Origin of the sequence: Streptomyces tirandamycinicus (assembly GCF_003097515.1) — a bacterium.
Classification (GTDB): domain Bacteria; phylum Actinomycetota; class Actinomycetes; order Streptomycetales; family Streptomycetaceae; genus Streptomyces; species Streptomyces tirandamycinicus.
Genome location: NZ_CP029188.1, coordinates 4,965,542 through 4,988,489 on the forward strand (window position 1 = coordinate 4,965,542; position 22,948 = coordinate 4,988,489).

26 protein-coding genes are annotated in these 22,948 nt (G+C 72.3%); 20 read left to right on the forward strand and 6 right to left on the reverse strand.

The features are described from left to right. The first annotated feature begins 67 nt into the window (after window positions 1-67). From leuC to DDW44_RS22015, 4 genes are all read left to right on the forward strand, one after another. A complete protein-coding gene (leuC, locus tag DDW44_RS22000; RefSeq protein ID WP_108907468.1) occupies window positions 68-1,501 on the forward strand; it encodes a 3-isopropylmalate dehydratase large subunit in 1,434 nt (477 codons plus the stop codon). A gap of 5 nt (window positions 1,502-1,506) precedes the next feature. Next, window positions 1,507-2,100: a 3-isopropylmalate dehydratase small subunit gene (leuD, locus tag DDW44_RS22005; protein ID WP_017947595.1), complete on the forward strand. Its 594-nt coding sequence runs from the start codon at window positions 1,507-1,509 to the stop codon at window positions 2,098-2,100. Window positions 2,101-2,204: 104 nt separating this feature from the next. After that, window positions 2,205-2,432: an SCO5555 family protein gene (locus tag DDW44_RS22010; RefSeq protein ID WP_017947596.1), complete on the forward strand. Its 228-nt coding sequence runs from the start codon at window positions 2,205-2,207 to the stop codon at window positions 2,430-2,432. A gap of 170 nt (window positions 2,433-2,602) precedes the next feature. Continuing rightward, window positions 2,603-3,214, forward strand: coding sequence for an HU family DNA-binding protein (locus DDW44_RS22015; protein WP_108907469.1), 612 nt, complete (start codon window positions 2,603-2,605; stop codon window positions 3,212-3,214). Between the two features lie 168 nt (window positions 3,215-3,382). Here DDW44_RS22015 and DDW44_RS22020 read toward each other — a convergent pair whose 3' ends face one another. Continuing rightward, window positions 3,383-3,586 carry a hypothetical protein gene (locus tag DDW44_RS22020; protein ID WP_108907470.1) on the reverse strand — a complete coding sequence of 68 codons (204 nt, stop codon included), beginning with the start codon at window positions 3,584-3,586 and terminating at the stop codon, window positions 3,383-3,385. Window positions 3,587-3,709: 123 nt separating this feature from the next. Then, complete coding sequence (gene cofC, locus DDW44_RS22025) at window positions 3,710-4,399, reverse strand: 2-phospho-L-lactate guanylyltransferase (RefSeq protein WP_108907471.1); 690 nt, start codon at window positions 4,397-4,399, stop codon at window positions 3,710-3,712. 110 nt (window positions 4,400-4,509) lie between these two features. Between cofC and DDW44_RS22030 the strand changes: the two genes are divergently transcribed. From DDW44_RS22030 to DDW44_RS22040, 3 genes are all read left to right on the forward strand, one after another. Next, complete coding sequence (locus tag DDW44_RS22030; RefSeq protein ID WP_108907472.1) at window positions 4,510-5,262, forward strand: lysophospholipid acyltransferase family protein; 753 nt, start codon at window positions 4,510-4,512, stop codon at window positions 5,260-5,262. Then, entirely contained in the window at window positions 5,259-6,296 is a 1,038-nt protein-coding gene (locus tag DDW44_RS22035) for an NAD(P)H-dependent glycerol-3-phosphate dehydrogenase (RefSeq protein WP_108907473.1), read from the forward strand. The genes DDW44_RS22030 and DDW44_RS22035 overlap by 4 nt, the downstream gene beginning before the upstream one ends. 84 nt (window positions 6,297-6,380) lie before the next feature. Next, the gene (locus DDW44_RS22040; RefSeq protein ID WP_108907474.1) at window positions 6,381-7,553 is read left to right on the forward strand and encodes a D-alanine--D-alanine ligase family protein; all 1,173 of its coding nucleotides are present in this window, start codon (window positions 6,381-6,383) and stop codon (window positions 7,551-7,553) included. 309 nt (window positions 7,554-7,862) lie between these two features. On the opposite strand, the gene DDW44_RS22045 is transcribed toward DDW44_RS22040, so the two are convergent. Then, a complete protein-coding gene (locus DDW44_RS22045) occupies window positions 7,863-8,336 on the reverse strand; it encodes a DUF3515 domain-containing protein (RefSeq protein ID WP_108907475.1) in 474 nt (157 codons plus the stop codon). 23 nt (window positions 8,337-8,359) lie between these two features. Next, window positions 8,360-8,593: an Lrp/AsnC family transcriptional regulator gene (locus DDW44_RS22050; protein WP_017947604.1), complete on the reverse strand. Its 234-nt coding sequence runs from the start codon at window positions 8,591-8,593 to the stop codon at window positions 8,360-8,362. A gap of 242 nt (window positions 8,594-8,835) precedes the next feature. On the opposite strand from DDW44_RS22050, the gene DDW44_RS22055 reads away from it, so the two are divergent. Together DDW44_RS22055 and thiD are read left to right on the forward strand one after the other, a co-directional pair. After that, entirely contained in the window at window positions 8,836-9,798 is a 963-nt protein-coding gene (locus DDW44_RS22055; RefSeq protein ID WP_026281960.1) for a thiamine-phosphate kinase, read from the forward strand. Then, entirely contained in the window at window positions 9,795-10,601 is an 807-nt protein-coding gene (gene thiD, locus DDW44_RS22060; RefSeq protein ID WP_108907476.1) for a bifunctional hydroxymethylpyrimidine kinase/phosphomethylpyrimidine kinase, read from the forward strand. Before DDW44_RS22055 ends, thiD begins: the two co-directional genes overlap by 4 nt. Before the next feature lie 183 nt (window positions 10,602-10,784). Here thiD and rpmB read toward each other — a convergent pair whose 3' ends face one another. Beyond that, window positions 10,785-10,970 carry a 50S ribosomal protein L28 gene (gene rpmB, locus DDW44_RS22065; RefSeq protein WP_003957616.1) on the reverse strand — a complete coding sequence of 62 codons (186 nt, stop codon included), beginning with the start codon at window positions 10,968-10,970 and terminating at the stop codon, window positions 10,785-10,787. A 267-nt stretch (window positions 10,971-11,237) separates the two neighbouring features. Between rpmB and DDW44_RS22070 the strand changes: the two genes are divergently transcribed. From DDW44_RS22070 to mutM, 9 genes are all read left to right on the forward strand, one after another. Beyond that, the gene (locus DDW44_RS22070; protein ID WP_108907477.1) at window positions 11,238-12,833 is read left to right on the forward strand and encodes a DAK2 domain-containing protein; all 1,596 of its coding nucleotides are present in this window, start codon (window positions 11,238-11,240) and stop codon (window positions 12,831-12,833) included. A gap of 339 nt (window positions 12,834-13,172) precedes the next feature. Next, on the forward strand, window positions 13,173-15,359 hold the full coding sequence (gene recG, locus DDW44_RS22075) for an ATP-dependent DNA helicase RecG (RefSeq protein ID WP_017947608.1): 2,187 nt from the start codon (window positions 13,173-13,175) through the stop codon (window positions 15,357-15,359). 210 nt (window positions 15,360-15,569) lie between these two features. Next, window positions 15,570-16,154 carry a 16S rRNA (guanine(966)-N(2))-methyltransferase RsmD gene (rsmD, locus tag DDW44_RS22080; RefSeq protein WP_018891873.1) on the forward strand — a complete coding sequence of 195 codons (585 nt, stop codon included), beginning with the start codon at window positions 15,570-15,572 and terminating at the stop codon, window positions 16,152-16,154. Further along, window positions 16,151-16,660 carry a pantetheine-phosphate adenylyltransferase gene (gene coaD / locus DDW44_RS22085; protein ID WP_017947610.1) on the forward strand — a complete coding sequence of 170 codons (510 nt, stop codon included), beginning with the start codon at window positions 16,151-16,153 and terminating at the stop codon, window positions 16,658-16,660. The genes rsmD and coaD overlap by 4 nt, the downstream gene beginning before the upstream one ends. A gap of 142 nt (window positions 16,661-16,802) precedes the next feature. Continuing rightward, a complete protein-coding gene (locus tag DDW44_RS22090) occupies window positions 16,803-17,900 on the forward strand; it encodes a hypothetical protein (RefSeq protein WP_018891871.1) in 1,098 nt (365 codons plus the stop codon). Between the two features lie 160 nt (window positions 17,901-18,060). Then, window positions 18,061-18,684, forward strand: a complete 624-nt coding sequence (locus DDW44_RS22095; protein ID WP_017947612.1) for a YceD family protein — start codon at window positions 18,061-18,063, stop codon at window positions 18,682-18,684. Window positions 18,685-18,686: 2 nt separating this feature from the next. Beyond that, window positions 18,687-18,860 carry a 50S ribosomal protein L32 gene (gene rpmF / locus DDW44_RS22100; RefSeq protein WP_026165248.1) on the forward strand — a complete coding sequence of 58 codons (174 nt, stop codon included), beginning with the start codon at window positions 18,687-18,689 and terminating at the stop codon, window positions 18,858-18,860. A 19-nt stretch (window positions 18,861-18,879) separates the two neighbouring features. Beyond that, window positions 18,880-19,749: a ribonuclease III gene (gene rnc / locus DDW44_RS22105; protein WP_108907478.1), complete on the forward strand. Its 870-nt coding sequence runs from the start codon at window positions 18,880-18,882 to the stop codon at window positions 19,747-19,749. Between the two features lie 217 nt (window positions 19,750-19,966). Beyond that, complete coding sequence (gene mutM / locus DDW44_RS22110) at window positions 19,967-20,848, forward strand: bifunctional DNA-formamidopyrimidine glycosylase/DNA-(apurinic or apyrimidinic site) lyase (RefSeq protein ID WP_108907479.1); 882 nt, start codon at window positions 19,967-19,969, stop codon at window positions 20,846-20,848. Between the two features lie 70 nt (window positions 20,849-20,918). Here mutM and DDW44_RS22115 read toward each other — a convergent pair whose 3' ends face one another. Further along, entirely contained in the window at window positions 20,919-21,818 is a 900-nt protein-coding gene (locus DDW44_RS22115; RefSeq protein ID WP_108907480.1) for a CAP domain-containing protein, read from the reverse strand. 153 nt (window positions 21,819-21,971) lie between these two features. On the opposite strand from DDW44_RS22115, the gene DDW44_RS22120 reads away from it, so the two are divergent. Continuing rightward, window positions 21,972-22,253, forward strand: a complete 282-nt coding sequence (locus DDW44_RS22120; RefSeq protein ID WP_108907481.1) for an acylphosphatase — start codon at window positions 21,972-21,974, stop codon at window positions 22,251-22,253. A gap of 383 nt (window positions 22,254-22,636) precedes the next feature. Continuing rightward, window positions 22,637-22,855, forward strand: coding sequence for a hypothetical protein (locus tag DDW44_RS22125; protein ID WP_017947618.1), 219 nt, complete (start codon window positions 22,637-22,639; stop codon window positions 22,853-22,855). The last annotated feature ends 93 nt before the right edge of the window (window positions 22,856-22,948 follow it).

Below are 22,948 nucleotides of genomic sequence, written 5' to 3' on the forward strand. Positions count from 1 at the left end.
ATGCGGACGGAGGAGCAATCGATCTCTAGCTGGTGCCCGGCGACGCTGCCGGGCCGGAGGGAAAGCGATGGGCAGGACACTCGCGGAGAAGGTCTGGGACGACCATGTCGTCCGGCGCGCCGAGGGCGAGCCAGACCTCCTCTACATCGATCTCCACCTCCTGCACGAGGTGACGAGCCCGCAGGCGTTCGACGGTCTTCGTCAGAGCGGCCGCCGGGTGCGGCGGCTCGACCTCACCATCGCGACCGAGGACCACAACACCCCGACCCTGGACATCGACAAGCCCATCGCCGACCCGGTCTCCCGAGCCCAGCTGGAGACCCTGCGCAAGAACTGCGCGGAGTTCGGCGTCCGGCTGCACCCGCTGGGCGACGTCGAGCAGGGCGTGGTGCACGTGGTGGGACCGCAGCTGGGACTGACCCAGCCGGGCACCACGGTGGTCTGCGGCGACTCCCACACCTCCACCCACGGCGCCTTCGGCGCGCTGGCGTTCGGCATCGGAACCTCGCAGGTCGAGCACGTCCTGGCCACCCAGACGCTGCCCATGGCCCGCCCCAGGACCATGGCGATCACCGTGGAGGGGGAGCTGCCCGACGGAGTCACCGCCAAGGACCTGATCCTGGCCATCATCGCCAGGATCGGCACCGGCGGCGGCCAGGGCTACGTCCTGGAGTACCGGGGCTCCGCCATCGAGAAGCTCTCGATGGAGGCCCGCATGACCATCTGCAACATGTCGATCGAGGCCGGTGCCCGGGCGGGCATGATCGCCCCCGACCAGACCACGTTCGACTACCTGCGGGGACGCGACCACGCGCCCGAGGGCGAGGACTGGGACGCCGCGGTCGCGTACTGGAAGACCCTGCGCACCGACGACGACGCGGTCTTCGACGCCGAGGTGTTCATCGACGCCGCCGAGCTCTCCCCCTTCGTCACCTGGGGCACCAACCCCGGCCAGGGCGCCCCGCTCTCCGCCAGCGTCCCCGACCCGGCATCGTACGAGGACGCATCGGAGCGCCTCGCGGCCGAAAAGGCCCTGGAGTACATGGGGTTGACCGCCGGCCAGCCGCTGCGCGACATCCGGGTCGACACCGTCTTCGTAGGCTCCTGCACCAACGGCCGTATCGAGGACCTGCGCGCCGCCGCGGACATCCTCACCGGCCGCAAAGTCGCCGACGGCGTACGGATGCTGGTCGTCCCCGGCTCGGTGCGCGTCGCGCTGCAGGCCGTCGAGGAGGGCCTGGACAAGGTCTTCAAGGAAGCCGGCGCCGAATGGCGGCACGCGGGTTGCTCGATGTGCCTGGGCATGAACCCCGACCAGCTCGCCCCCGGGGAGCGCTCGGCCTCCACCTCCAACCGCAACTTCGAGGGGCGCCAGGGCAAGGGCGGCCGCACCCACCTGGTCTCACCGCAGGTCGCCGCCGCCACCGCGGTCCTCGGCCACCTCGCCTCACCCGCCGACCTGACCGACGCGTCCGCCACGCCCGCACCCGCCGGAGTCTGACCACCATGGAAGCCTTCACCACCCACACCGGCCGGGCCGTCCCGCTGCGCCGCAGCAACGTCGACACCGACCAGATCATCCCCGCCCACTGGCTGAAGAAGGTCACCCGCGACGGGTTCGAGGACGGACTGTTCGAGGCCTGGCGCAAGAACGACGACTTCGTCCTCAACCAGCGCGAACGGCAGGGTGCGACCGTCCTGGTCGCCGGCCCCGACTTCGGCACCGGGTCGTCCCGGGAGCACGCCGTCTGGGCCCTGCAGAACTACGGCTTCAAGGCCGTGATCTCCTCCCGCTTCGCCGACATCTTCCGCGGCAACTCGCTCAAGAACGGCCTGCTGACCGTGGTCCTCCCGCAGGCCACGGTGGACCGCCTCTGGGAACTGACCGAGGCCGACCCCGACGCCGACATCACCGTGGACCTTCAGGCCCGGGAGGTCCGCGCCGAGGGCATCACCGCCGGCTTCGAACTCGACGAGAACGCCCGTTGGAGGCTGCTCAACGGACTCGACGACATCAGCCTCACCCTTCAGAACGAAGCGGACATCGCCGCCCACGAAGCCTCCAGGCCCTCGTTCAAACCCCGCACGATCGAGGTCTGAGCAGCGGTTTCCCGGTACTGCGCCCCCCACCGCCCGGTGGGGGGCGCAGTCGCATGTTGAGGCCCCCCGGGGCGACAACTCGCCCCAGATGGCACAATCGGTGCATGGAACGCGACAGCCAACTCGAGCTCTACGAGGCGGTCGCGGCCCGACTGAAGGAAGCGCACACAAGGGTGCGCGAACTGCATGTTCCGGAGGGCGTACGGATGGCGCTGTCCCGGAAGCTGCTGGCAGTGACGGCCGTGGCGAAGCACGATCTCGCAGACGCCGCAAGGCGCCTGGACCGGTTGATGAAGGACCTCGATGAAGGTCGATTCCCCCAAGGTGACTGACCACCCGCCGAGTGGGCCGATATGCGGCGCGGTCGCGTGCCGCGACGGTCGACTTCGTTGCGGCACTAGGGTGATTAGCCCGTTTCGTGTTTGATTTGCGGTATATATCTGCCTAACGTGCGAAATAGCTTGAACAGTTTCGTTCCGGCGATGTCTCCGAAGGGGAAGACGTGAACAAGGCGCAGCTCGTAGAAGCGATTGCCGACAAGATGGGCGGTCGGCAGCAGGCCGCCGACGCTGTCGACGCGGTCCTCGACGCGATCGTCCGCGCGGTTGTCGGCGGCGACCGGGTTTCGGTCACCGGCTTCGGCTCGTTCGAGAAGGTGGACCGTCCGGCCCGCTACGCCCGCAACCCGCAGACGGGCGAGCGCGTACGGGTCAAGAAGACCTCGGTGCCGCGGTTCCGCGCCGGCCAGGGCTTCAAGGACCTGGTGAGCGGCACGAAGAAGCTCCCCAGGGGTGGCGAAGTGTCCGTCAAGAAGGCTCCCAAGGGAAGCCTCCAGATGGGGACCGCCGCCAAGAAGGCCGCCGCGAAGAAGGCGACGGCCAAGAAGGCCGCCGCGAAGAAGACCACGGCCAAGAAGACCACGGCGAAGAAGACCACGGCGGCGAAGAAGACCACCGCCAAGAAGACCACCGCGGCGGCGAAGAAGACCACCGCCAAGAAGACGGCGGCGAAGAAGACCGCTCCCGCCAAGAAGGCGACGGCCAAGAAGGCGCCGGCGAAGAAGGCCACCGCGCGCAAGACCTCCGCCAAGAAGGCCACCGCCCGCAAGAAGTAAGCGGCGCACCAGTTCAGGGCCACTCACGCGACGGGCCGGACTCCCCTTGGGGAGCCCGGCCCGCGGCGTTCCCCGGACCGTTTCAAGCTGCCTCTGACTGCCTCTGACTACCTCGGGCCGCCTCGGTCCCGGTCCCGGTCCGTCGTCGTCCGGGGCGCCCCGGGACGGTCAGAGCGTCTGCAGGGTCACCAGGGTGATCCGGAAGGCGTCGCCCTCGCCCTCGGTCTCGATGCGGACCCGCTGGCCCGGGCGGAGCAGCCGCAGCCCCCCGGCGTCGAACGCCGCGGTGCCGAAGTCCACCGGAGTCCCGTCGTCGAGCAGCACACTCCCGCTGCGGGTCGCTGGGTCGTACGTGTACGCGGTCGCCTGCATGCCCCGGAGCCTATCCGGCGCGGGCGACGGGTGTTCCGTCGCGGTCGGCCCGGGCCAGTCCGGTCGGCCCGGGCCGGACAGGCCCCGGCGCCGTCCGCGGCCGCACGGGGAGCCGCGGCGGGTTCAGCAGCACCAGGCGGCCGGTGCCGCGGCGCACCGGGCGGCGGTCCGCGGGCCGACTCCCAGCGCGAGGGCGGCCCGCAGATCGTCCCCGGTGTCCACGTCGCGGCGTACCGACTCCACCCCGTCCAATTCGATTTCCACGGCCCCGGAGGCCGAATGCCGGTGCCGCGAGTGCCCGCCGAATGCGGGACGCAATTCCACGCCGGGTGCCGCGGACAGGAATGTCGTGCCAATTCCGGCGGCGTCCGCCAGGAAAGCCCTGGGGAATTGCCCGGCCACGGCGAGCACCCGGTCCAATTCCTCGGGGCGCAGGGCCGGCAGGTCCGCGTTGAGCGCCGCCACCGCCGCGGCCGGCCGCAGCGCACGCGCCTCGGCGGCCCCGTGGGCCAGCGCGGCGTTGAGCCCGGCGCCCGGCGAGTCCGGCACGGTACGCGCGCCCAGCCTGTTCAGCTCGGCCGCCGCCAGCGGATCGTCGGTGACGACCACCACATCCCGCACGGCACGGCAGGACAGCGCCCGGGCGACGGTGTCCTGCGCGAAGGCGAGTGCGAACGCCGGGCGCATCGCACCACCCGCGGCCTCCGACAGCCTGCTCTTGGCCAGTGCCAGCGGCTTCAGGGGGACGACCAGTGACCAGTGCACGGGCACATTGTCACCCGCCGTCCCGCCGTCCCGGCGGCCCGGTGTCACGAGCGGGGCGTACGGTGTCCTCGACAGACCAGGGGCCTGGGGCGACACTTGACCCCCAGCAGCCGGGCGCCAGCCGGGCGGCAGTCAGGTCCAAAGAGGAAGGTGTCCGAGTGTCCCGCCGCAGAATCGGCTTCTGGTACCGCCTTGCCGCGGTCATCGCGAAACCGCCGCTGGTGGTTCTGTTCAAGCGGGACTGGCGGGGAATGGAGCACATTCCGGCCGACGGAGGATTCATCACGGCGGTGAATCACAACTCCTACCTGGACCCGCTCTCCTACGCGCACTACCAGTACAACACCGGACGGGTCCCGCGCTTCCTGGCGAAGGCCGGGCTCTTCGAGGCCTCTTTCGTCGGCATGATGCTTCGCCGCACGGGCCAGATCCCCGTCTACCGGGAGACGACGAACGCCCTGGACGCCTTCCGGGCCGCCGTCGACGCCATCGAGAGCGGTGAATGCGTCGCGTTCTACCCCGAGGGCACGCTGACCCGGGACCCCGCGATGTGGCCGATGGTCGGCAAGACCGGCGCCGCCCGCGTCGCACTCCTCACCAAGGCCCCGGTCATTCCCGTCGCCCAGTGGGGCGCCAACCTGGCGATGCCGCCGTACGCCACGCAGAACAAGCTGCGGCTGTTCCCCCGGAAGACCCTGATCGTGCAGGCGGGCCCGCCCGTGGACCTGTCCCGGTTCCACGGGCTGGAGCCCACCCCCGACGTCCTGCGCGAGGCCACCGAGGCCATCATGGCCGCGATCACCGCGCAGCTGGAGGAGATCCGCGGCGAGCGGGCGCCGGCCACGCCGTACGACCACCGCCGGGCGCGGGCCGATCAGCGGCGCAGGGCCGCGGAGGAGGGGACAAAGTGACTCGTTCCGTCAAAGCAGCCGTCTTCGGTACGGGCTCCTGGGGCACGGCCTTCTCGATGGTCCTGGCCGACGCGGGCTGCGAGGTGACCCTCTGGGGCCGCCGCGCCGGGCTGGTCGACGCCGTCAACAGCACCCGCACCAACCCCGACTACCTGCCCGGCGTCCGGCTCCCCGAGGCGGTCCGGGCCACGACCGACCCTGCCGAGGCGGCCCGGGACGCCGACTTCACCGTCCTCGTCGTCCCGTCCCAGACGCTGCGCGCCAACCTCACGGAATGGGCGCCGCTGCTGGCCCCCCGCACCGTGCTGGTCTCGCTGATGAAGGGCGTCGAACTCGGCACCGCCAAGCGGATGAGCGAGGTCATCGAGGAGGTGGTCGCCAAGGCGCCCGCCGGGGGCGCCCCGGACGAGGTCAGGCGGAGGGTCGCCGTCCTCACCGGGCCCAACCTGGCCAAGGAGATCGCCGACCGCCAGCCCGCCGCGGCGGTCGTCGCGTGCGCCGACGAGGACGTCGCCCGGCGCCTCCAGTCCGCCTGCATGACCCCCTACTTCCGCGCCTACACCAACACCGACGTCGTCGGCTGCGAACTCGGCGGGGCGGTCAAGAACGTGATCGGCCTGGCCGTCGGCATCGCGGACGGCATGGGTCTCGGCGACAACTCCAAGGCCACCCTCATCACCCGGGGGCTCGCCGAGACGACCCGCCTCGGACTCGCCATGGGCGCCGACCCGATGACGTTCTCGGGCCTCGCCGGCCTCGGCGACCTCGTGGCCACCTGCTCCTCGCCGCTCTCCCGGAACCACACCTTCGGCACCAACCTCGGCCGGGGGATGACGCTCCAGGAGACCATCGCCGCGACCAAGCAGACGGCCGAGGGCGTGAAGTCCTGCGAGTCCGTTCTGGACCTGGCCCGCCGGCACGGCGTCGACATGCCCATCACCGAGACGGTCGTGTCGATCGTCCACGAGGGCAAGCCGCCGGTGGTGGCGCTCAAGGAGCTGATGTCCCGCAGCGCCAAGCCCGAGCGCCACTGAGGAAAGCAGCCGGAGCTCACTCTTCCGTTCGGTGGCCGCGCGCCCCTTCGACCCGGCGGAGGCGCAGGGTACGCTCGTCGCGATATGAGCGAGAACCAGTCCCAGAGCACCGGCCTTGCCCCCACCGGCGGTGAGGCGCTCCGCAAGCCGCGCGTCGCGGTCGTCTTCGGCGGCCGAAGCTCCGAGCACGCGATCTCCGTCGTGACGGCCGGCGCGGTACTGCGTGCCATCGACCGCACCAAGTACGAGGTCCTTCCCATCGGCATCACGGCGGACGGCCGCTGGGCGCTCACCGCCGACGAGCCCGACCGGATGGCCATCGCCGACCGGCGGCTGCCGTCCGTCGGCGACCTCGCCGAGTCGGCCGAGGGCGGCGTGGTCCTCTCCGTCGACCCCGCCAACCGCGAGGTCGTCTACAGCGAGCCGGGCTCCGTCCCCAAGGCCCTCGGCGAGGTCGACGTCGTCTTCCCCGTGCTGCACGGTCCGTACGGCGAGGACGGCACGCTCCAGGGCCTGCTCGAGCTCGCCGGAGTCCCCTACGTGGGATCCGGCGTGCTCGCCTCGGCCGTCGGCCAGGACAAGGAGTACATGAAGCGCGTCTTCGCCTCCTTCGGACTGCCGGTCGGCCCCTACACGGTGCTCCGGCCCCGGGAGTGGGAGCAGGATCCTTCCGCCGCCCGCAGGAAGATCGTCGACTTCGCCGGTGAGCACGGCTGGCCGCTGTTCGTGAAGCCCGCCCGCGCCGGTTCCTCGATCGGCATCACCAAGGTCGACGACCTCGCCGGGCTGGACGAGGCCGTGGAGGAGGCCCGGCGCCACGACCCCAAGGTCATCGTGGAGGCGCTGCTGCGCGGCCGCGAGATCGAGTGCGGTGTGCTGGAGTTCGAGGACGGCCCCCGTGCCAGCGTGCCGGCCGAGATCCCGCCCGTTTCCGCGCACGACTTCTACGACTTCGAGGCCAAGTACATCGACTCGGCCACCGGGCTGGTGCCCGCGCCGCTCACCGGCGAGCAGACCGCCGAGGTGCAGCGGCTCGCCGTCGAGGCGTTCGAGGCCGCGTCCTGCGAGGGGCTGGTCCGCGCGGACTTCTTCCTCACCGAGTCGGGCGAGTTCGTGATCAACGAGATCAACACCATGCCGGGCTTCACGCCCATCTCCATGTACCCGCGCATGTGGCAGGAGTCCGGGGTCGACTACGCGGAACTCGTCGACCGTCTGGTCCAGGCGGCGCTCCGCCGCTCCACCGGCCTGCGCTGAGCCGTCCCCCCCCGCACCCGTCACCGGGTGCGGGGGCAACCGTGCTTCCGGGGCCCTGGGGCGGGTTGCGAGACCCTCGCCGGGGGCGTCCGGCGCGCACTTCCCCGCAGCCCTTCGGCCACGGGAGTTCCCCCGCGCCTCGCCGCCCCCGCGCCTCGCCGATGCCCCGCGTCTTGCCGACGGCCGGCGCGGGCACGGTGCTCCCCTCCCACCGCTCCCACCGCCGTGCGGCGGCGCGCCGGATGCCGCCGCCCCGCCCCGCCCCGCGGGCGGACGACGCTCCCTTTTCGCCGCCCGTCCTGACGCGGGCTAGGGAGTCCGGGTGAAGCGCGGCGGGACGGTTTTGGCGACCGGCCCCGCGAGTTCCGTCAGCGGCCCCATGTCCGTGAACCGGTCCGAGAGCGTCACCTCGACGTACGTCCTGCGGTACGTGGTGGTGAACCGGGCGCCGTCCTCCAGTTCCTCGGAGAACCAGTTCACGCCGTTCACCTCCACCCCGTCCGCCTGGGTGCTCTGCAGCCCCGCGGGGCGGGGCACGCCGCAGCGCAGTACGATCGCGGCGTCCCCCCACCCGGCGGTGAGCTCGGAGCGGGGCTCGGGATCCCGGCGGCTCTCACCGGCCACCGACGCCGGCAACGCCTTGTGCAGCGCCAGGCACAGGGCCTTCTCCTCGGCGGGGGGAGCGGGAACGGCGACCGGCCGGGCGGCGTCCGTGGCGGAGCAGCCCGCGGCCGCCAGCAGCACGGCGGCGAGGGGCAGGAACGGGAGCCGGCGGTGAGACATCACCGGCCAAGCGTAGACGGGGGCTAGAGGTGCACGACGGGGCAGGTGAGCGTACGGGTGATGCCGTCCACTTGCTGGACCTTGGCGACCACCATCCGGCCCAGTTCGTCGACGGTGTCGGCCTGGGCGCGCACGATCACGTCGTAGGGACCCGTCACGTCCTCGGCCTGGATCACTCCCGGGATCTTGGAGATGGTGTCGGCGACCGTCGACGCCTTGCCCACCTCGGTCTGGATGAGGATGTACGCCTGTACCACGGAACCTCCAGGGCGGCCACGAGGATCATGTGGGGAGAAGGGACGCCACGGTATCGCGTCGTCGCGGGCCGCGGGGAGACCCGCGCGCCCCGGGGCGCGCGCAGCGTGGCGTACCGGGCACAGAAGTTGACGGCCGACGGGGCCTACTCGACGGTACCTACAGCGGTGACGGCTCGCGACCGCACGGACAGCAGGTGGGCCGGGCCGTCCGGCGGCACCGTGGCGACGAAGGGCATGACGAGATGAAGGGCACTGTGGGCGAGCTGGGGGAGTTCGGGCTCATCAGGGAGCTCACCTCCAGGCTCACCTCCACTCCCGCGGTACGGCTCGGACCCGGCGACGACGCCGCGGTCGTGTCCGCACCCGACCGCAGGGTCGTGGCCAGCACCGACCTGCTGCTGGAGGGACGGCACTTCCGGCGCGACTGGTCCACGGCCTACGACGTGGGCCGCAAGGCGGCGGCGCAGAACCTCGCCGACATCGCCGCCATGGGTGCCGTGCCGACCGCGCTGCTGCTCGGCCTGGTGGTCCCCGCCGACCTCCCGGTCACCTGGGCCACCGAGCTGATGGACGGCATCCGCGACGAGTGCCAGGTCGCCGGCGCGGCCGTCGTCGGCGGCGACGTCGTCCGCGGTGACACAATCACCCTGGCGATCACCGCTCTCGGCGACCTCCGCAACCACGACCCGGTGACCAGGGCCGGGGCCCAGCCCGGCGATGTCGTCGCGTACACCGGGTGGTTGGGCTGGTCCGCCGCCGGGCACGCGGTGCTGTCGCGCGGGTTCCGCTCGCCGCGGGCTTTCGTCGAGGCGCACCGGCGTCCCGAACCGCCGTACCACGCGGGTCCCGCCGCCGCCGGACTGGGCGCCACGGCGATGACCGACGTCAGCGACGGACTCGTGGCCGACCTCGGCCACATCGCCGACGCCAGCAAGGTCCGCATCGACCTGCGCTCCGGACTGATCGACATCCCCTCGCAGATGAACGACATCGGCCAGGCCGTCGGCGTCGACCCCCTCCAGTGGGTGCTCAGCGGAGGCGAGGACCACGCGATCGTCGCCACCTTCCCGCCGGACGCGAAGCTGCCCGCCCGGTGGAAGGTGATCGGCGAGGTGCTCAACCCGTCGGCGCTGCCGCAGGTGACGGTCGACGGCGCACCGTGGACCAGCAAGGGCGGCTGGGACCACTTCGGGGGGGAGGCGTGAGCCGGCAGGCGCCGCCGCGGGTGCTCACCGTCGCCGGGTCCGACTCCGGCGGCGGCGCCGGTGTCCAGGCGGACCTCAAGGCCATGCTCGCGCTCGGCGTGCACGGGATGAGCGTCGTCACGGCCGTCACCGCGCAGAACTCGCTCGGGGTGCAGGGAGCCTGGGAGCTGCCGGTCGAGGCGGTACGGGCCCAGTACCGGAGCGTCGTGGACGACATCGGCGTCCAGGCAGTGAAGACCGGGATGCTCGCCTCGGCGGAGCTCGTCGAGGCCGTCGCGGACCTGCTGGCCGGCACGGACGCCCCCGTGGTCGTCGACCCGGTCGGCGTCTCCAAGCACGGCGACGCCCTGCTGGCCGCGTCCGCGCTCGACTCCGTCCGCACGGTGCTGCTGCCGGTGGCCACGGTCGCCACCCCCAACCTCGACGAGGTCGCCGCTCTCACCGGTGTGTGCGTGGAGAGCGAGGACGACCTGCCCCGTGCGGCGGACGCGGTGCTCGCGCTCGGGCCGCGCTGGGCGCTGATCAAGGGCGGTCATCTCGCCGGGGACGCGGTGGACCTGCTCACCGACGGCACCGCGACGCACTGGCTGCGCGCCCCGCGGTACGACAACCGGCACACGCACGGTACGGGCTGCACCCTCGCCTCGGCCGTCGCGGCGGAACTCGCCAAGGGGGCGGACGTCCCGGAGGCCGTCGCGACCGCCAAGGCGTATGTGACGGGCGCGATCGCCGCGGGCTTCCCGCTCGGCGGCGGGATCGGGCCCGTGGACCACGCCTGGGAACGGCGCCGGCCGGGCGGCTGAACCACCCGGGCCGGACACCGCCCGGGTGGCTGCAGACGCCCGGGCCGCGGCCCGGCACGGGCGCCACGCGAACGGCGAAAAGCCGGCCCACCGAGAGGTGGACCGGCTTTCACGGCAACCGGAGGGCTGCGCTACGACGGAGCGTCGGCGGGATCATCCCCGCACGAACGCGGGGAGCATCACTTAGCGCGAGACCTTGCCGGCCTTGATGCACGAGGTGCAGACGTTGAGCCGCTTCGGCGTCCGACCGACCACGGCACGCACGCGCTGGATGTTCGGGTTCCAGCGACGAGACGTGCGGCGGTGCGAGTGGGAGATGTTGTTGCCGAAGCCCGGCCCCTTGCCGCAGACGTCGCAGTTGGCAGCCACGGGTCACTCCAAAGACTTCAGATGCACTTACAGTGAAATCCGGCGTGCCGGAATCAGTGGTCTGAAGTGGCTTGCCGGGGGAATGGCCCGACTCTCATCGGGCAACCGGAGCAGCATACAACGGCTGCGTCCGTAGAACGAAACTACCACGGTCGTCAGCGCCCCCACCCCGGCTCCGGGCGCCGCCCGGGTCTACCCTGCGGTGCAGCCCAGCCTCCCCGCCCACGTCCGCCCGCGGTGTGGAGGGAATGCCGAAGGAGGACCTCGTTGCCCCAGCCCCTCGATGCCCTGGCGGTCCGCACCTGGTGCTCGCTCGCCCTGGACGCACTGGGCCGGGAGCGCGAGGAGATCGACGCGATCAACGTCTATCCGGTCGCGGACGGTGACACCGGCACCAACCTCTATCTGACCGTCGAGTCCGCGGCCACCGCCGTGGAGGCGGTGTTCGCGGCGTACGAGACCGGCTCGGCCGCCCCCGCGCTAGCCGACACCGTGCGGGCCATGGCGCACGGCGCGCTGATCGGGGCGCGGGGCAACTCGGGAACGATCCTGGCGCAGTTGCTGCGCGGTATGGCCGAGGTGCTCGGGGAGGGCGGCGGCGGGGCCGCCGGCGCGCTGCGGCGGGCCGCGGAATCCGCACACCGGGCGGTGGCGCACCCCGTGGAGGGCACGATCCTGAGCGTCGCCTCGGCCGCCGCCCGGGCCGCGGACGGCACGGCACCCGGCGATGACGCGGCGGCGGTCGCGGCCGCCTACGCGGCCGCGCGCCGGGCCCTGGAGGAGACGCCGGACCAGCTCGACGTGCTGGGGCGGGCCGGTGTGGTGGACGCGGGAGGGCAGGGGCTGGTGGCGGTGCTGGGCGCCCTGGCGGAGGCGGTCACGGGGGAGGCCCCGGTACGCCACGCGGCACGGGTCCATCCGGCGGTGACGGCGACGGCCGCCGACGCGTGCGACGCCGGAGGGCCGGCCTTCGAGGTGATCTACCTGCTGGAGGCCGGCGACGACGCCGTGGCCCGGCTGAGGGAACGGCTCGACGCGCTCGGCGACTCGCTGGTCGTGGTCGGCGGCGACGGGCTGTGGAACGTCCATGTGCACGCCGACGACGCGGGCGCGGTGGTGGAGGCCGGGGTGGAGGCGGGCCGGCCGTACCGCATCCGGATCACCCACTTCGCGGCGGCCGGGCACGCAGAGCCGCGGGAGCGCATCCAGCGGGCCGTCGTCGCCGTGGTGCCGGGCGAGGGGCTCGCCGGGCTGTGCGCCGAGGCCGGCGCGACCACGGTGCTCGCTAGGCCCGGCGAGCCGCCCGCCAGCGGTGAACTCGTCGAGGCCATCCGGCGCGCGCACGCCCGCGAGGTCGTGCTCCTCCCCAACGACACCGAGCTGCGGCACACCGCGGCGGCGGCGGCCGAGCAGGCCCGCAACGAGGGCGTCCGGGTCGCCCTCATCCCCACCCGCTCGGCGGTCCAGGGCATCGCCGCGCTCGCCGTCCACGAGCCCGGGCGCCGCTTCGACGAGGACGTGGTCGCCATGACCTCGGCGGCGGGGGCGACCCGCTACGGCGAACTGGCCGTCGCCGAACGGCAGTCCTTCACCTCCGCCGGCGTCTGCCAGGCGGGCGACGTACTGGGGCTCATCGAGGGCGACGTGGCGGTGATCGGCGCGGACCTCGCGACCACCGCCGAAACGGTTCTCGACCGGATGCTCTCGGCCGGCGGCGAACTCGTCACCCTGGTCCTCCCCGAGGACGCGCCGCCGGAACTGGGCGACCGGCTGGAGGCGCATGTGCGGGCGGGGCACCTGGCCGTGGACACGGTGATCTACCACGGGGGCGCGGGAGCCCCGCTCCTCGTCGGCGTGGAGTGACCGCCCGGGGCGGACGGTGGCGCCGTGGCGGTCTCCCGGCGGCTGCCCGGTGGCTGCCCGGCGGTTCGCAGGGTGCTCACGGCGGTTCACGGCGGTTCACGGAGGTGTGCTGCAGTACACGGCGGTAGCAGGGTTATCAGCGGTAGCAGGCGGTAGCAGCGGTGCACGCCGGTGCACGCCGGTGCACGCCGGTGCATGCCGGTACGCAGGAGTTCGCGGTGGTTCGCGGCCCCCGGGAGGGCTCGCAGCACCTCCCGGGCGCCTCCCCTGCGTGCCGTACGCCCCTCGGAACGCGCCGCTCCCGCGGACGCGCGACGGTTGTCGGTGCCGTGGTGTGCAATGGACGGCGTGCTGGACGAACCGCTGACCAAGACGCTCGGCCCCGCGACCGCCAAGGTCATGGCCGAGAACCTCGACCTGCGCACCGTCGGTGATCTGCTGCACCACTATCCGCGCCGGTACGAGGAGCGCGGGCAGCTGACCCGGCTCGCCGAGCTGCCGCTGGACGAGCATGTGACCGTCGTCGCCCAGGTCGCCGACGCCCGGGTGCTCACGTTCAACGGCGGGCGCGGCCGGCGGCTGGAGGTCACCATCACCGACGGCAGCGGTCGGCTCCAGCTGGTGTTCTTCGGGCGCGGTGCGCACCGGCCCCACAAGGACCTGCTGCCCGGCACCCGCGCCATGTTCGCGGGCAAGGTCTCCGTGTTCAACCGCAAGCTGCAACTCGCCCACCCCACGTACGAGCGGCTCGACGCCGAGAGCGGCGAGGGCGCGGTCAGCGCCTTCGCCGGAAGACTCATCCCGATCTACCCGGCCTGCAAGGGCCTGGAGTCCTGGAAGATCGCCAAGGCCGTGGACGCCGTCCTCCCGCACGCGACGGAGGCCGTGGACCCGCTGCCGGCCGCGCTGCGCGAGGGCCGCGGTCTCGTCCCCCTCCCACAGGCACTGCTCAAGATCCACCGTCCGCAGACCAAGGCCGACGTGGAGGAGGCGAGACAGCGGCTGAAGTGGGACGAGGCATTCGTCCTCCAAGTGGCCCTGGCCCGGCGCCGGTACGCGGACGCCCAGCTTCCCGCCGTCGCCCGCCGGCCCGTGCCGGACGGACTGCTGGACGCCTTCGACGCACGGCTGCCGTTCACCCTCACCGAGGGCCAGCGGAAGGTCTCCGCCGAGATCTTCGGCGACCTGGCCACGGAGCATCCGATGCACCGGCTGCTCCAAGGCGAGGTCGGCAGCGGCAAGACCATGGTCGCCCTGCGCGCCATGCTCGCCGTGGTGGACGCGGGAGGGCAGGCGGCGATGCTCGCGCCCACCGAGGTCCTGGCCCAGCAGCACCACCGGTCCGTCGTCGAGATGATGGGCGACCTCGCCGAGGGCGGGATGCTCGGCGGCGCCGAGCGTGCCACCAAGGTCGTGCTGCTCACCGGGTCGATGGGTGCGGCCGCCCGCCGCCATGCCCTGCTCGACCTCGCCACCGGCGAGGCGGGGATCGTCATCGGCACCCACGCCCTGATCGAGGACAAGGTGCAGTTCCACGACCTGGGCCTGGTCGTCGTGGACGAGCAGCACCGATTCGGCGTCGAGCAGCGCGACGCCCTGCGCGGCAAGGGCAAGCAGCCGCCGCACCTGCTGGTCATGACCGCCACCCCGATCCCGCGCACGGTCGCCATGACGGTCTTCGGCGACCTGGAGACGTCCGTGCTGGACCAGCTGCCCGCCGGGCGCTCGCCGATCGCCTCGCACGTGGTCCCCGCCGCGGACAAGCCGCACTTCCTGGCGCGGGCCTGGGAGCGGGTGCGCGAGGAGGTGGAGACCGGTCACCAGGCGTACGTCGTCTGCCCGCGGATCGGCGACGACCTCGACGCCTCCACCGAGGCCCGGCGCACGTCGCCGGAGGACGAGGCCGAGAAGCGGCCGCCGCTGGCCGTGCTGGACGTGGCCGGGCAGCTGGCGGCCGGACCGCTGAGGGGCCTGCGCGTGGAGGTGCTGCACGGCCGCATGCCGCCCGACGACAAGGACGCCGTGATGCGCCGCTTCGCCGCGGGCGAGGTGGACGTGCTCGTCGCCACGACCGTCATCGAGGTCGGCGTGAACGTGCCGAACGCCACCGCCATGGTGATCATGGACGCCGACCGCTTCGGCGTCTCCCAGCTCCACCAGCTGCGCGGACGGGTCGGCCGCGGCTCGGCCCCCGGGCTCTGCCTGCTGGTCACGGAGATGCCCGAGGCGAGCCCGGCGCGTGCCCGGCTCGGCGCGGTGGCCGCCACCCTGGACGGCTTCGAGCTCTCCCGGATCGACCTCGAGCAGCGCCGCGAGGGCGATGTGCTGGGCCAGGCCCAGTCCGGAGTGCGTTCCTCGCTGCGGGTCCTCGCGGTCATCGAGGACGAGGAGATCATCGCCGCGGCCCGCGAGGAGGCCGTGTCCGTCGTCGGCGCCGACCCGGAGCTGGAGGGTCTTCCGGAGCTGCGTACGGCGCTGGACGCCCTGCTGGACAAGGACCGCGAGCAGTACCTGGACAAGGGCTGAGCCGCGGCCCGGCCCCGGCGCTCCCGCGCGGCCGGGCCCGGGCAGGGCCGGCGGTCCGCGCCCGGCCGTAGCGCTCCGGCCGTACCGGGCCCGGGGACGGGCGGGGTCCGCGGCCGCCCGCAACCCATATCGTGGAGATGACCGGATCGGTCCGATCGCCACGACCAGGCCGTCGAGCCGATCGAGCGCTGTCTTCCGCGAAGGACCCAGATGACCCGCGTGATCGCCGGCGCGGCCGGCGGACGCCGCCTGGCCGTACCGCCGGGCAACGGCACCCGCCCCACCTCCGACCGGGCCCGCGAGGGCCTGTTCTCCACCTGGGAGTCGCTGCTCGGCTCCCTCGCGGGACTGCGCGTCGCCGATCTCTACGCGGGCTCGGGTGCCGTCGGCCTGGAGGCGCTGTCCCGGGGCGCGTCCCACGCCCTGCTCGTCGAGGCCGACACCCGCGCCGCCCGCACGGTCAGGGAGAACGCCAGGACCCTGGCGCTGCCCGGTGCCGAGGTCCGGGCCGGCCGGGCCGAGCAGATCGTCCAGGGCCCGCCACCGGCCGAGCCGTACGACGTGGTGTTCCTCGACCCGCCGTACGCGGTCACGGACGACGATCTTCGCGAGATTCTCCTCACACTCCGCTCGGGGGGCTGGCTCGCGGAGGACGCCCTCGTCACCGTGGAGCGCAGCACCAGGGGCGGAGAGTTCGCCTGGCCGGACGGGATCGAGCCGTTGCGGGCCCGTCGCTACGGCGAGGGGACGCTTTGGTACGGTCGCGCCGCCGCTGCGTGCGAAGACGCACCATGACCGGACCGGAGAGCGAGGGACTTCAGTTGCGCCGCGCCGTCTGTCCGGGGTCGTTCGACCCCATCACCAATGGACACCTCGACATCATCGCCCGAGCCTCCAAGCTGTACGACGTGGTGCACGTGGTGGTGATGATCAACCAGTCCAAGCAGGGGCTCTTCACCGTCGACGAGCGGATCGGGCTGATCCGCGAGGTCACCGCCGAGTACGGCAACGTCGAGGTCGAGGCGTACCACGGCCTCCTCGTCGACTACTGCAAGGAGCGGGACATCCCCGCCATCGTCAAGGGCCTGCGGGCGGTCAGCGACTTCGACTACGAGCTCCAGATGGCCCAGATGAACAACGGCCTGTCGGGTGTCGAGACGCTCTTCGTGCCGACCAGCCCGACCTACAGCTTCCTGTCGTCCTCGCTGGTCAAGGAAGTCGCGGCGTGGGGCGGGGACGTCTCCCACCTGGTGCCGCCGGCCGTCCTCGCGGCGCTGACCGAACGGCTCCCCGGGAAGTGACGCGGGAGGCGGCGCGGATACCGCTTCCCCACCTTCCTCTGACGTTCCGTCACCCGGTGTCGGACCGGTACCGGCTGGCCGTACAGTCGTTGCGTCCGGCTCCAAAACGGCTGTAGTGACTGTAGAGAGTGGCGAGCACACGGTGGACGTGCAGAAGAAGCTCGACGACATCGTCGAGGCGGTCGGGAACGCCCGGTCCATGCCCATGTCGGCCTCCTGCGTGGTCAACCGCGCCGAACTGCTCGCGATGCTCGAAGAGGTCCGGCAGGCGCTGCCCGGCTCGCTCGCCCAGGCCCGGGAGCTGATCGGCGACCGCGAGCAGATGGTCGAGCAGGCCCGCCAGGAAGCCGAGCGGATCATCCAGGCCGCCCACTCCGAGCGCGGCACCCTGCTCTCCGGCACCCAGATCGCCCGGCAGTCCCAGGAGGAGGCCGACCGGATCCTCGCCGAAGCCCGCCGGGAGGCCGAGGAGATCCGCGCCGAGGCCGACGACTACGTCGACTCCAAACTCGCCAACTTCGAGGTCGTCCTCAACAAGACCATCGGTTCCGTCGACCGGGGCCGTGAGAAGCTGCTCGGCCGCGGCCCCGGGGCGGCCGGCCAGGGCTACCCCGACCCGGCCGACGACGACGCCCCCGAGTACAGCGCGGACCCGCAGACCCTGATCCAGCGCGCGGACGACTACGTGGACGCCAAGCTCGGCGCCTTCGAGGCGGTGCTCGCCAAGACGCTGGAGGCCGTCGGGCGGGGCAGGCAGAAACTGCACGGCCGGATCGCGACGGACGAGCTCGGCGCGCACATGGCCGCACAGGACTCCGCCGGAGGCGTGGGGCACACCAGCGACGCCGACTACCTCGCCGGTCTCGCGGAGCTGGCCGACCCGGAGCCGCAAGCCCGGCAGCAGGCGCAGCCGCCCCGGATCCCGGCGCAGGCCGAGCCGTACCCCTACCAGCCCGCTGCCGCCCAGGCCCAGCCCCAGCCCCAGGCCCCGGTCCAGGACGTGTACGCGTACCCGCAGGACCCCTACGCCGCGGGCTACGGGCAGCAGCAGGGCTACGACCAGGGGTACGCCCAGAGCTACGGCCAGGGGTACGGCCAGGACGCGTACGCCGCAGGCTACGGGGCCCAGCAGCACACCGATCAGGCCCCTGCCCAGCCGGCCTCGCTGGACGAGACGAGCTTCTTCGACACCAGCATGATCGACATGGAGCAGCTGCGGCGCTACGAGCAGGGGCGCTGATCCGGTACGGACCGGATTGGGCCTGGAGCGAACGGTCCAGTATCCTGGCTCTTCGGTCGCGAGAGCGTGGATTCACGCTGCGCTGGAATCGCGGCCTCCCACATGCGATCCGAAAGCAGGAAGAGCCCTGAACGCCCGCCTCGACCACCGCAACCCCCTCGTGTTCGACACGCACGAGCTGGGCCGGCGTCCCGGTGCGCTCCAGCGGCTCTCCCGTTCCGTGCCGGCGCCCGCCGCGCCCGCGGTCCTCGGTATCGAGGGGGTCATCGGCGTGCCCGAGGGCGCGCCCGTGGAGCTGGAGCTCCGCCTCGAGTCCGTCATGGAAGGGGTGCTCGTCACGGGCACCGCAAGTGCCGCGGCCGAGGGGGAGTGCGTAAGGTGTCTGGAGCCGCTGCGCCACGAGGTCGTGGCGGACTTCCAGGAGATGTTCTCGTACCCCGACGCCGACGACCGGGGCCGTGCCAAGGAGCCGGCGCCCGGCGACGACGCCGAGGACGAGGGCGTGACCTTCCTCGAGGACGGACTGTTCGACCTCGAGCCCGTGCTGCGTGACGCGGTGGTGCTCGCACTGCCGATGCAGCCGGTGTGCCGGGAGGACTGTGCAGGGCTGTGCTCCGACTGCGGGGCCGACCTGAACGCCGATCCGGACCACCACCACGACGCCGTCGACATCCGTTGGGCGGCACTGCAGGGACTCGCCGATTCACTCGGAACCGGTGAGAAGGACAAGAAGAGCGGCGACGCGCCTCGATCAGCACGCGTCGACGAGAAGCAGGAGAAGTAGCCGTGGCTGTTCCGAAGCGGAAGATGTCGCGCAGCAACACGCGCCACCGCCGGTCGCAGTGGAAGGCTGCGGTCCCCACCCTGGTTTCGTGTGAGCGCTGCCAGGAGCCGAAGCAGCAGCACATCGCGTGCCCGAGCTGCGGTACCTACAACAAGCGCCAGGTCCTCGAGGTCTGAGCGGCTGGTGAGAGGCACGATGTCCGACAGCATCAGTTCGGCCTCGTCCCACACGCTTCTGGAAGGGCGGCTCGGGTATCGACTCGAGTCCGCCCTTCTGGTCCGTGCGCTGACCCATCGCTCGTACGCGTACGAGAACGGCGGTCTGCCCACCAACGAGCGGCTGGAGTTCCTCGGGGACTCCGTGCTCGGCCTGGTGGTCACGGACACGCTGTACCGGAGCCACCCCGATCTGCCCGAGGGCCAGCTGGCCAAACTGCGGGCCGCGGTGGTCAATTCGCGTGCGCTGGCGGAGGTCGGCCGGAGTCTCGATCTCGGGTCCTTCATCCGCCTCGGCCGGGGTGAAGAGGGCACGGGCGGGCGGGACAAGGCGTCCATCCTCGCCGACACCCTGGAAGCGGTGATCGGCGCGGTCTATCTCGACCAGGGCCTCGACGCGGCGTCCGAGCTGGTGCACCGGCTCTTCGACCCGCTGATCGAGAAGTCCTCGAACCTCGGCGCCGGCCTGGACTGGAAGACCAGCCTCCAGGAGCTGACGGCCGCCGAGGCGCTCGGAGTGCCCGAGTACCTGGTCTCCGAGACGGGTCCGGACCACGAGAAGACCTTCACTGCTGCCGCCCGCGTCGGTGGTGTCTCGTACGGCACCGGCACCGGCCGCAGCAAGAAGGAAGCGGAGCAGCAGGCCGCGGAGTCCGCGTGGCGGGCGATCCGCGCCGCGGCGGACGAGCGTGCGGCGGTGGCGAAGGCCGCCGAAGCCGCCGGGACCGCCGGGGCGACAGCAGCCCCCGGGACCGCGGAGGCGGCCGGGGCCGCCGAGGCGGAAGAAGCCCCCGCGACCGCGGAGGCCGAAGGGGCCGCCGACACCCCTTCGTCCCGCGCCACCGCCTGACGCTCTGCTTCCGAACCCCGCCGCGGCCCGCGCGGCGGGGTTCTCCTCTGCCCGCAGGCATTCGCCTCCCACCCGCGTCCCTCCCCGCCCGGGGGCGGCGACGGCGGAGGCCCGCCGCTCCGTGCGGCGGCGTCCGGCGCACCGGCCCGCGGCCCGTGCGAAGGCGGCGCGGAGGTACGCTGCGGGCGTCGAGTAGGTCGAGATCCGGAGGAGATACGTGCCCGAGCTGCCCGAGGTGGAAGTCGTGCGGCGGGGACTCGAGCGGTGGGTCTCCGGGCGGACCGTGGGCGGCGTGGAGGTCCTGCACCCGCGGGCCGTGCGCCGGCACCTCGGCGGTGGCGGCGACTTCGCGGCCAGGCTCCTCGGCCGGCGGATCGGGACCGCCCGGCGGCGCGGGAAGTACCTCTGGCTGCCGCTGGAGGACGGCGGCAGCGCCGTCCTGGGACACCTCGGGATGAGTGGGCAACTGCTCGTCCAGCCGGAGACCGCGGTGGACGAGAAGCACCTGAGGATCCGGATCCGTTTCGAGGACGGCCTCGGCACCGAACTCCGCTTCGTCGACCAGCGCACCTTCGGCGGGCTGTCGCTCCACGACACGACCCCGGACGGGCTCCCGGACGCGATCGCCCATATCGCCCGGGACCCCCTCGACCCCGAGTTCGACGACGCCGCCTTCCACATGGCGCTCCGGCTGCGCCGGACCACGATCAAGCGCGCCCTGCTGGACCAGTCCCTGATCAGCGGTGTCGGCAACATCTACGCCGACGAGGCCCTGTGGCGGGCCGGGCTCCACTACGACCGGCCCACGGCGGGCCTCACCCGCCCCCGCTCCGCCGAACTCCTCGGCCATGTACGGGACGTGATGAACGCCGCCCTCGCCGTCGGCGGTACCAGCTTCGACAGTCTCTACGTCAACGTGAACGGCGAGTCGGGCTACTTCGACCGGTCGCTCGACGCGTACGGACGCGAGGACGAGCCATGCCGCCGCTGCGGTACGGCGATACGCCGGCGCCCCTGGATGAACCGCTCCAGCTACTTCTGCCCGCGCTGCCAGCGCCCGCCCCGGCCGCCCCGCTCACTGCCGCGCGTCACGTCGTAGCGTCCCCTGCACTGACGACCGCCTCCGGGACGGCCCGGGGGCGAAACCAGGTCTCCGACCTGCGGTTGTCTCAGAAGCCGAAGTCCTGCGTCCACCATGGGCCGCCCTGGGCGAAGGAGACCCCCACACCCAGCGTCCGGTACTCGCAGTTGAGGATGTTCGCCCGGTGGCCGTCGCTGTTCATCCAGGCGTTCATGACGGTCCGGGCGTCGGCCTGGCCACGGGCGATGTTCTCGGCCCCGAGCCCGCCGACGCCTGCCTGCGCGGCACGGTCCCAGGGGCTGTCGCCCTCCGGGTCGGTGTGATCGAAGAAGCCCCGCGCGGCCATGTCGGAGCTGAACCTGCCGGCGAGGCGGGCCAGTGAGGGATCCGGGTGCACCGGGGCGCAGCCCACCTTGGCGCGTTCCTTGTTGACCAGGGCCAGCACCTCGGCCTCCGCCGCGGTCTCGCCGGACGGCGCCGTGGGCCGGGGCTTGGCCGGCGCGGGGGCGGCCCGGCGCTCCGGGGCGCTGCCCTTGCGCTCCGCCGTGTCGTTCCCGGCAGTCCCGGCAGTCCCCGAGCCGTCGGCCGCGGCCGTGGGCTTCGACTGCTTCGACTGCTTGGACTCGGCAGCCTTCTTCGCGGGTGCGTCCTTCTTCGGCGTCTCCTTCGCCGGCGGCTTCGGCGCGGCCGCCGACGGGGAGCCGTTCTCCGAGGTCGAGGACATGCCCTTCGACGGGCTGGGGGCCGTCTCCGCCGTGGTGCGCCCGGACGGGGACGAGGAGGGTCCGCCCTGGGCCTCGTGGTCGCCGGAGGCCACCTCGCGCACCTGCTGGGCGGCGGTCTTACCGTCTCCCGAGGTGAACACGTCGCCGCCCGGCAGCAGCCCGGCCGCGACGGCGACGGCGCCCACCGCGGCGGCGGCGGCGATCCCGAGCAGTCCGGTGCGTACGGGCCCGGGAACCCGCTTCTTCCGGCGGTGGCGTCCCATCCGCTCGCCCTTCCGGTCTCGACTTCAGCTGAATCAGTGGAAGGACTCGCCCGAACGGGCGAGTCCGTTTGCGTCGCGACTGTACGCGATGTCGGGAGTGGGCGATGTGACCCGACGGGCATTGCCCGGTGCGCGTCCGTGTAGGTTTCGCGCATGCACGAGCACGCACGGATGACCGCATGGGTACGCGGCCGCGTACAGGGAGTGGGTTTCCGCTGGTTCACCAGGGAGAACGCCCTGGAGATCGGTGGCCTTCGCGGGTTCGCGCTCAACCTCGAAGACGGCAGGGTGCAGATCGTGGCGGAGGGTCCGCGTGAGAATTGCCACCGTCTTCTGGAGTGGCTGCGGTCGTCCGACACGCCCGGTGCCGTTGCCGGCGTGACCGAGATCTGGGGCCGTCCGCGCGGTGGCTACGACGGATTCGCGATCCGCTGATCGGAACGGCGGCACGCGGGCACGCGATGTGTTCATCCGACTGCCCACAGCATGCATGTTCGAAAGAAACGTGCTGGTGGTTGCCAACAACGGTGCCGCCGTGCCAGGCTGCGCCAGTAACGATGATCTCCGAACCCCCCGGGGTCCGCGGGAGAGCCGCCGCCGTGGGTGCCCCGGCCGCGGACCCGCGGCCTGTCACCGATACGGGGTGTGATCGTGTTGACCGTCAAACTTTTTGGTGAGACGCTGGAAGCCCCGCGCACCCTGGCTGTTCGGTGGCAGGAATCGCAGTGAACACAAGCGCTGCCGAGCACCGCGGGTGCGGAAATCCCTCACGACCCACACCGCATCGGTCGGTCACTCAGTGTGGAGGACCATCCATCATGGCAAAGGCGCTTCTCGGTTACGTCGGCGGTTCCGACCCGCGACTCCTCGCCGAGATGCGACGGCTTCAGCAGCGCGTCCAGGACCTGGAGTCCGAGCTCGTACGGATCCAGTCCGAGAACGACGCGCTGAGCGCTGCCGCCGCACGGCACCATGGCGAGTCGTTGCTCGAAGGCATCGACATCGACGTACCCAAGGGCGAGCCGGCGCTCACCTGATCCTCGATCCCGTGGGGATCCGGTGAGAAACTCTCTCGCACGGCAGGCATGTATGCAAGGGACGCTTCGGCGTCCCTTCTTCTTGTCTCCCCC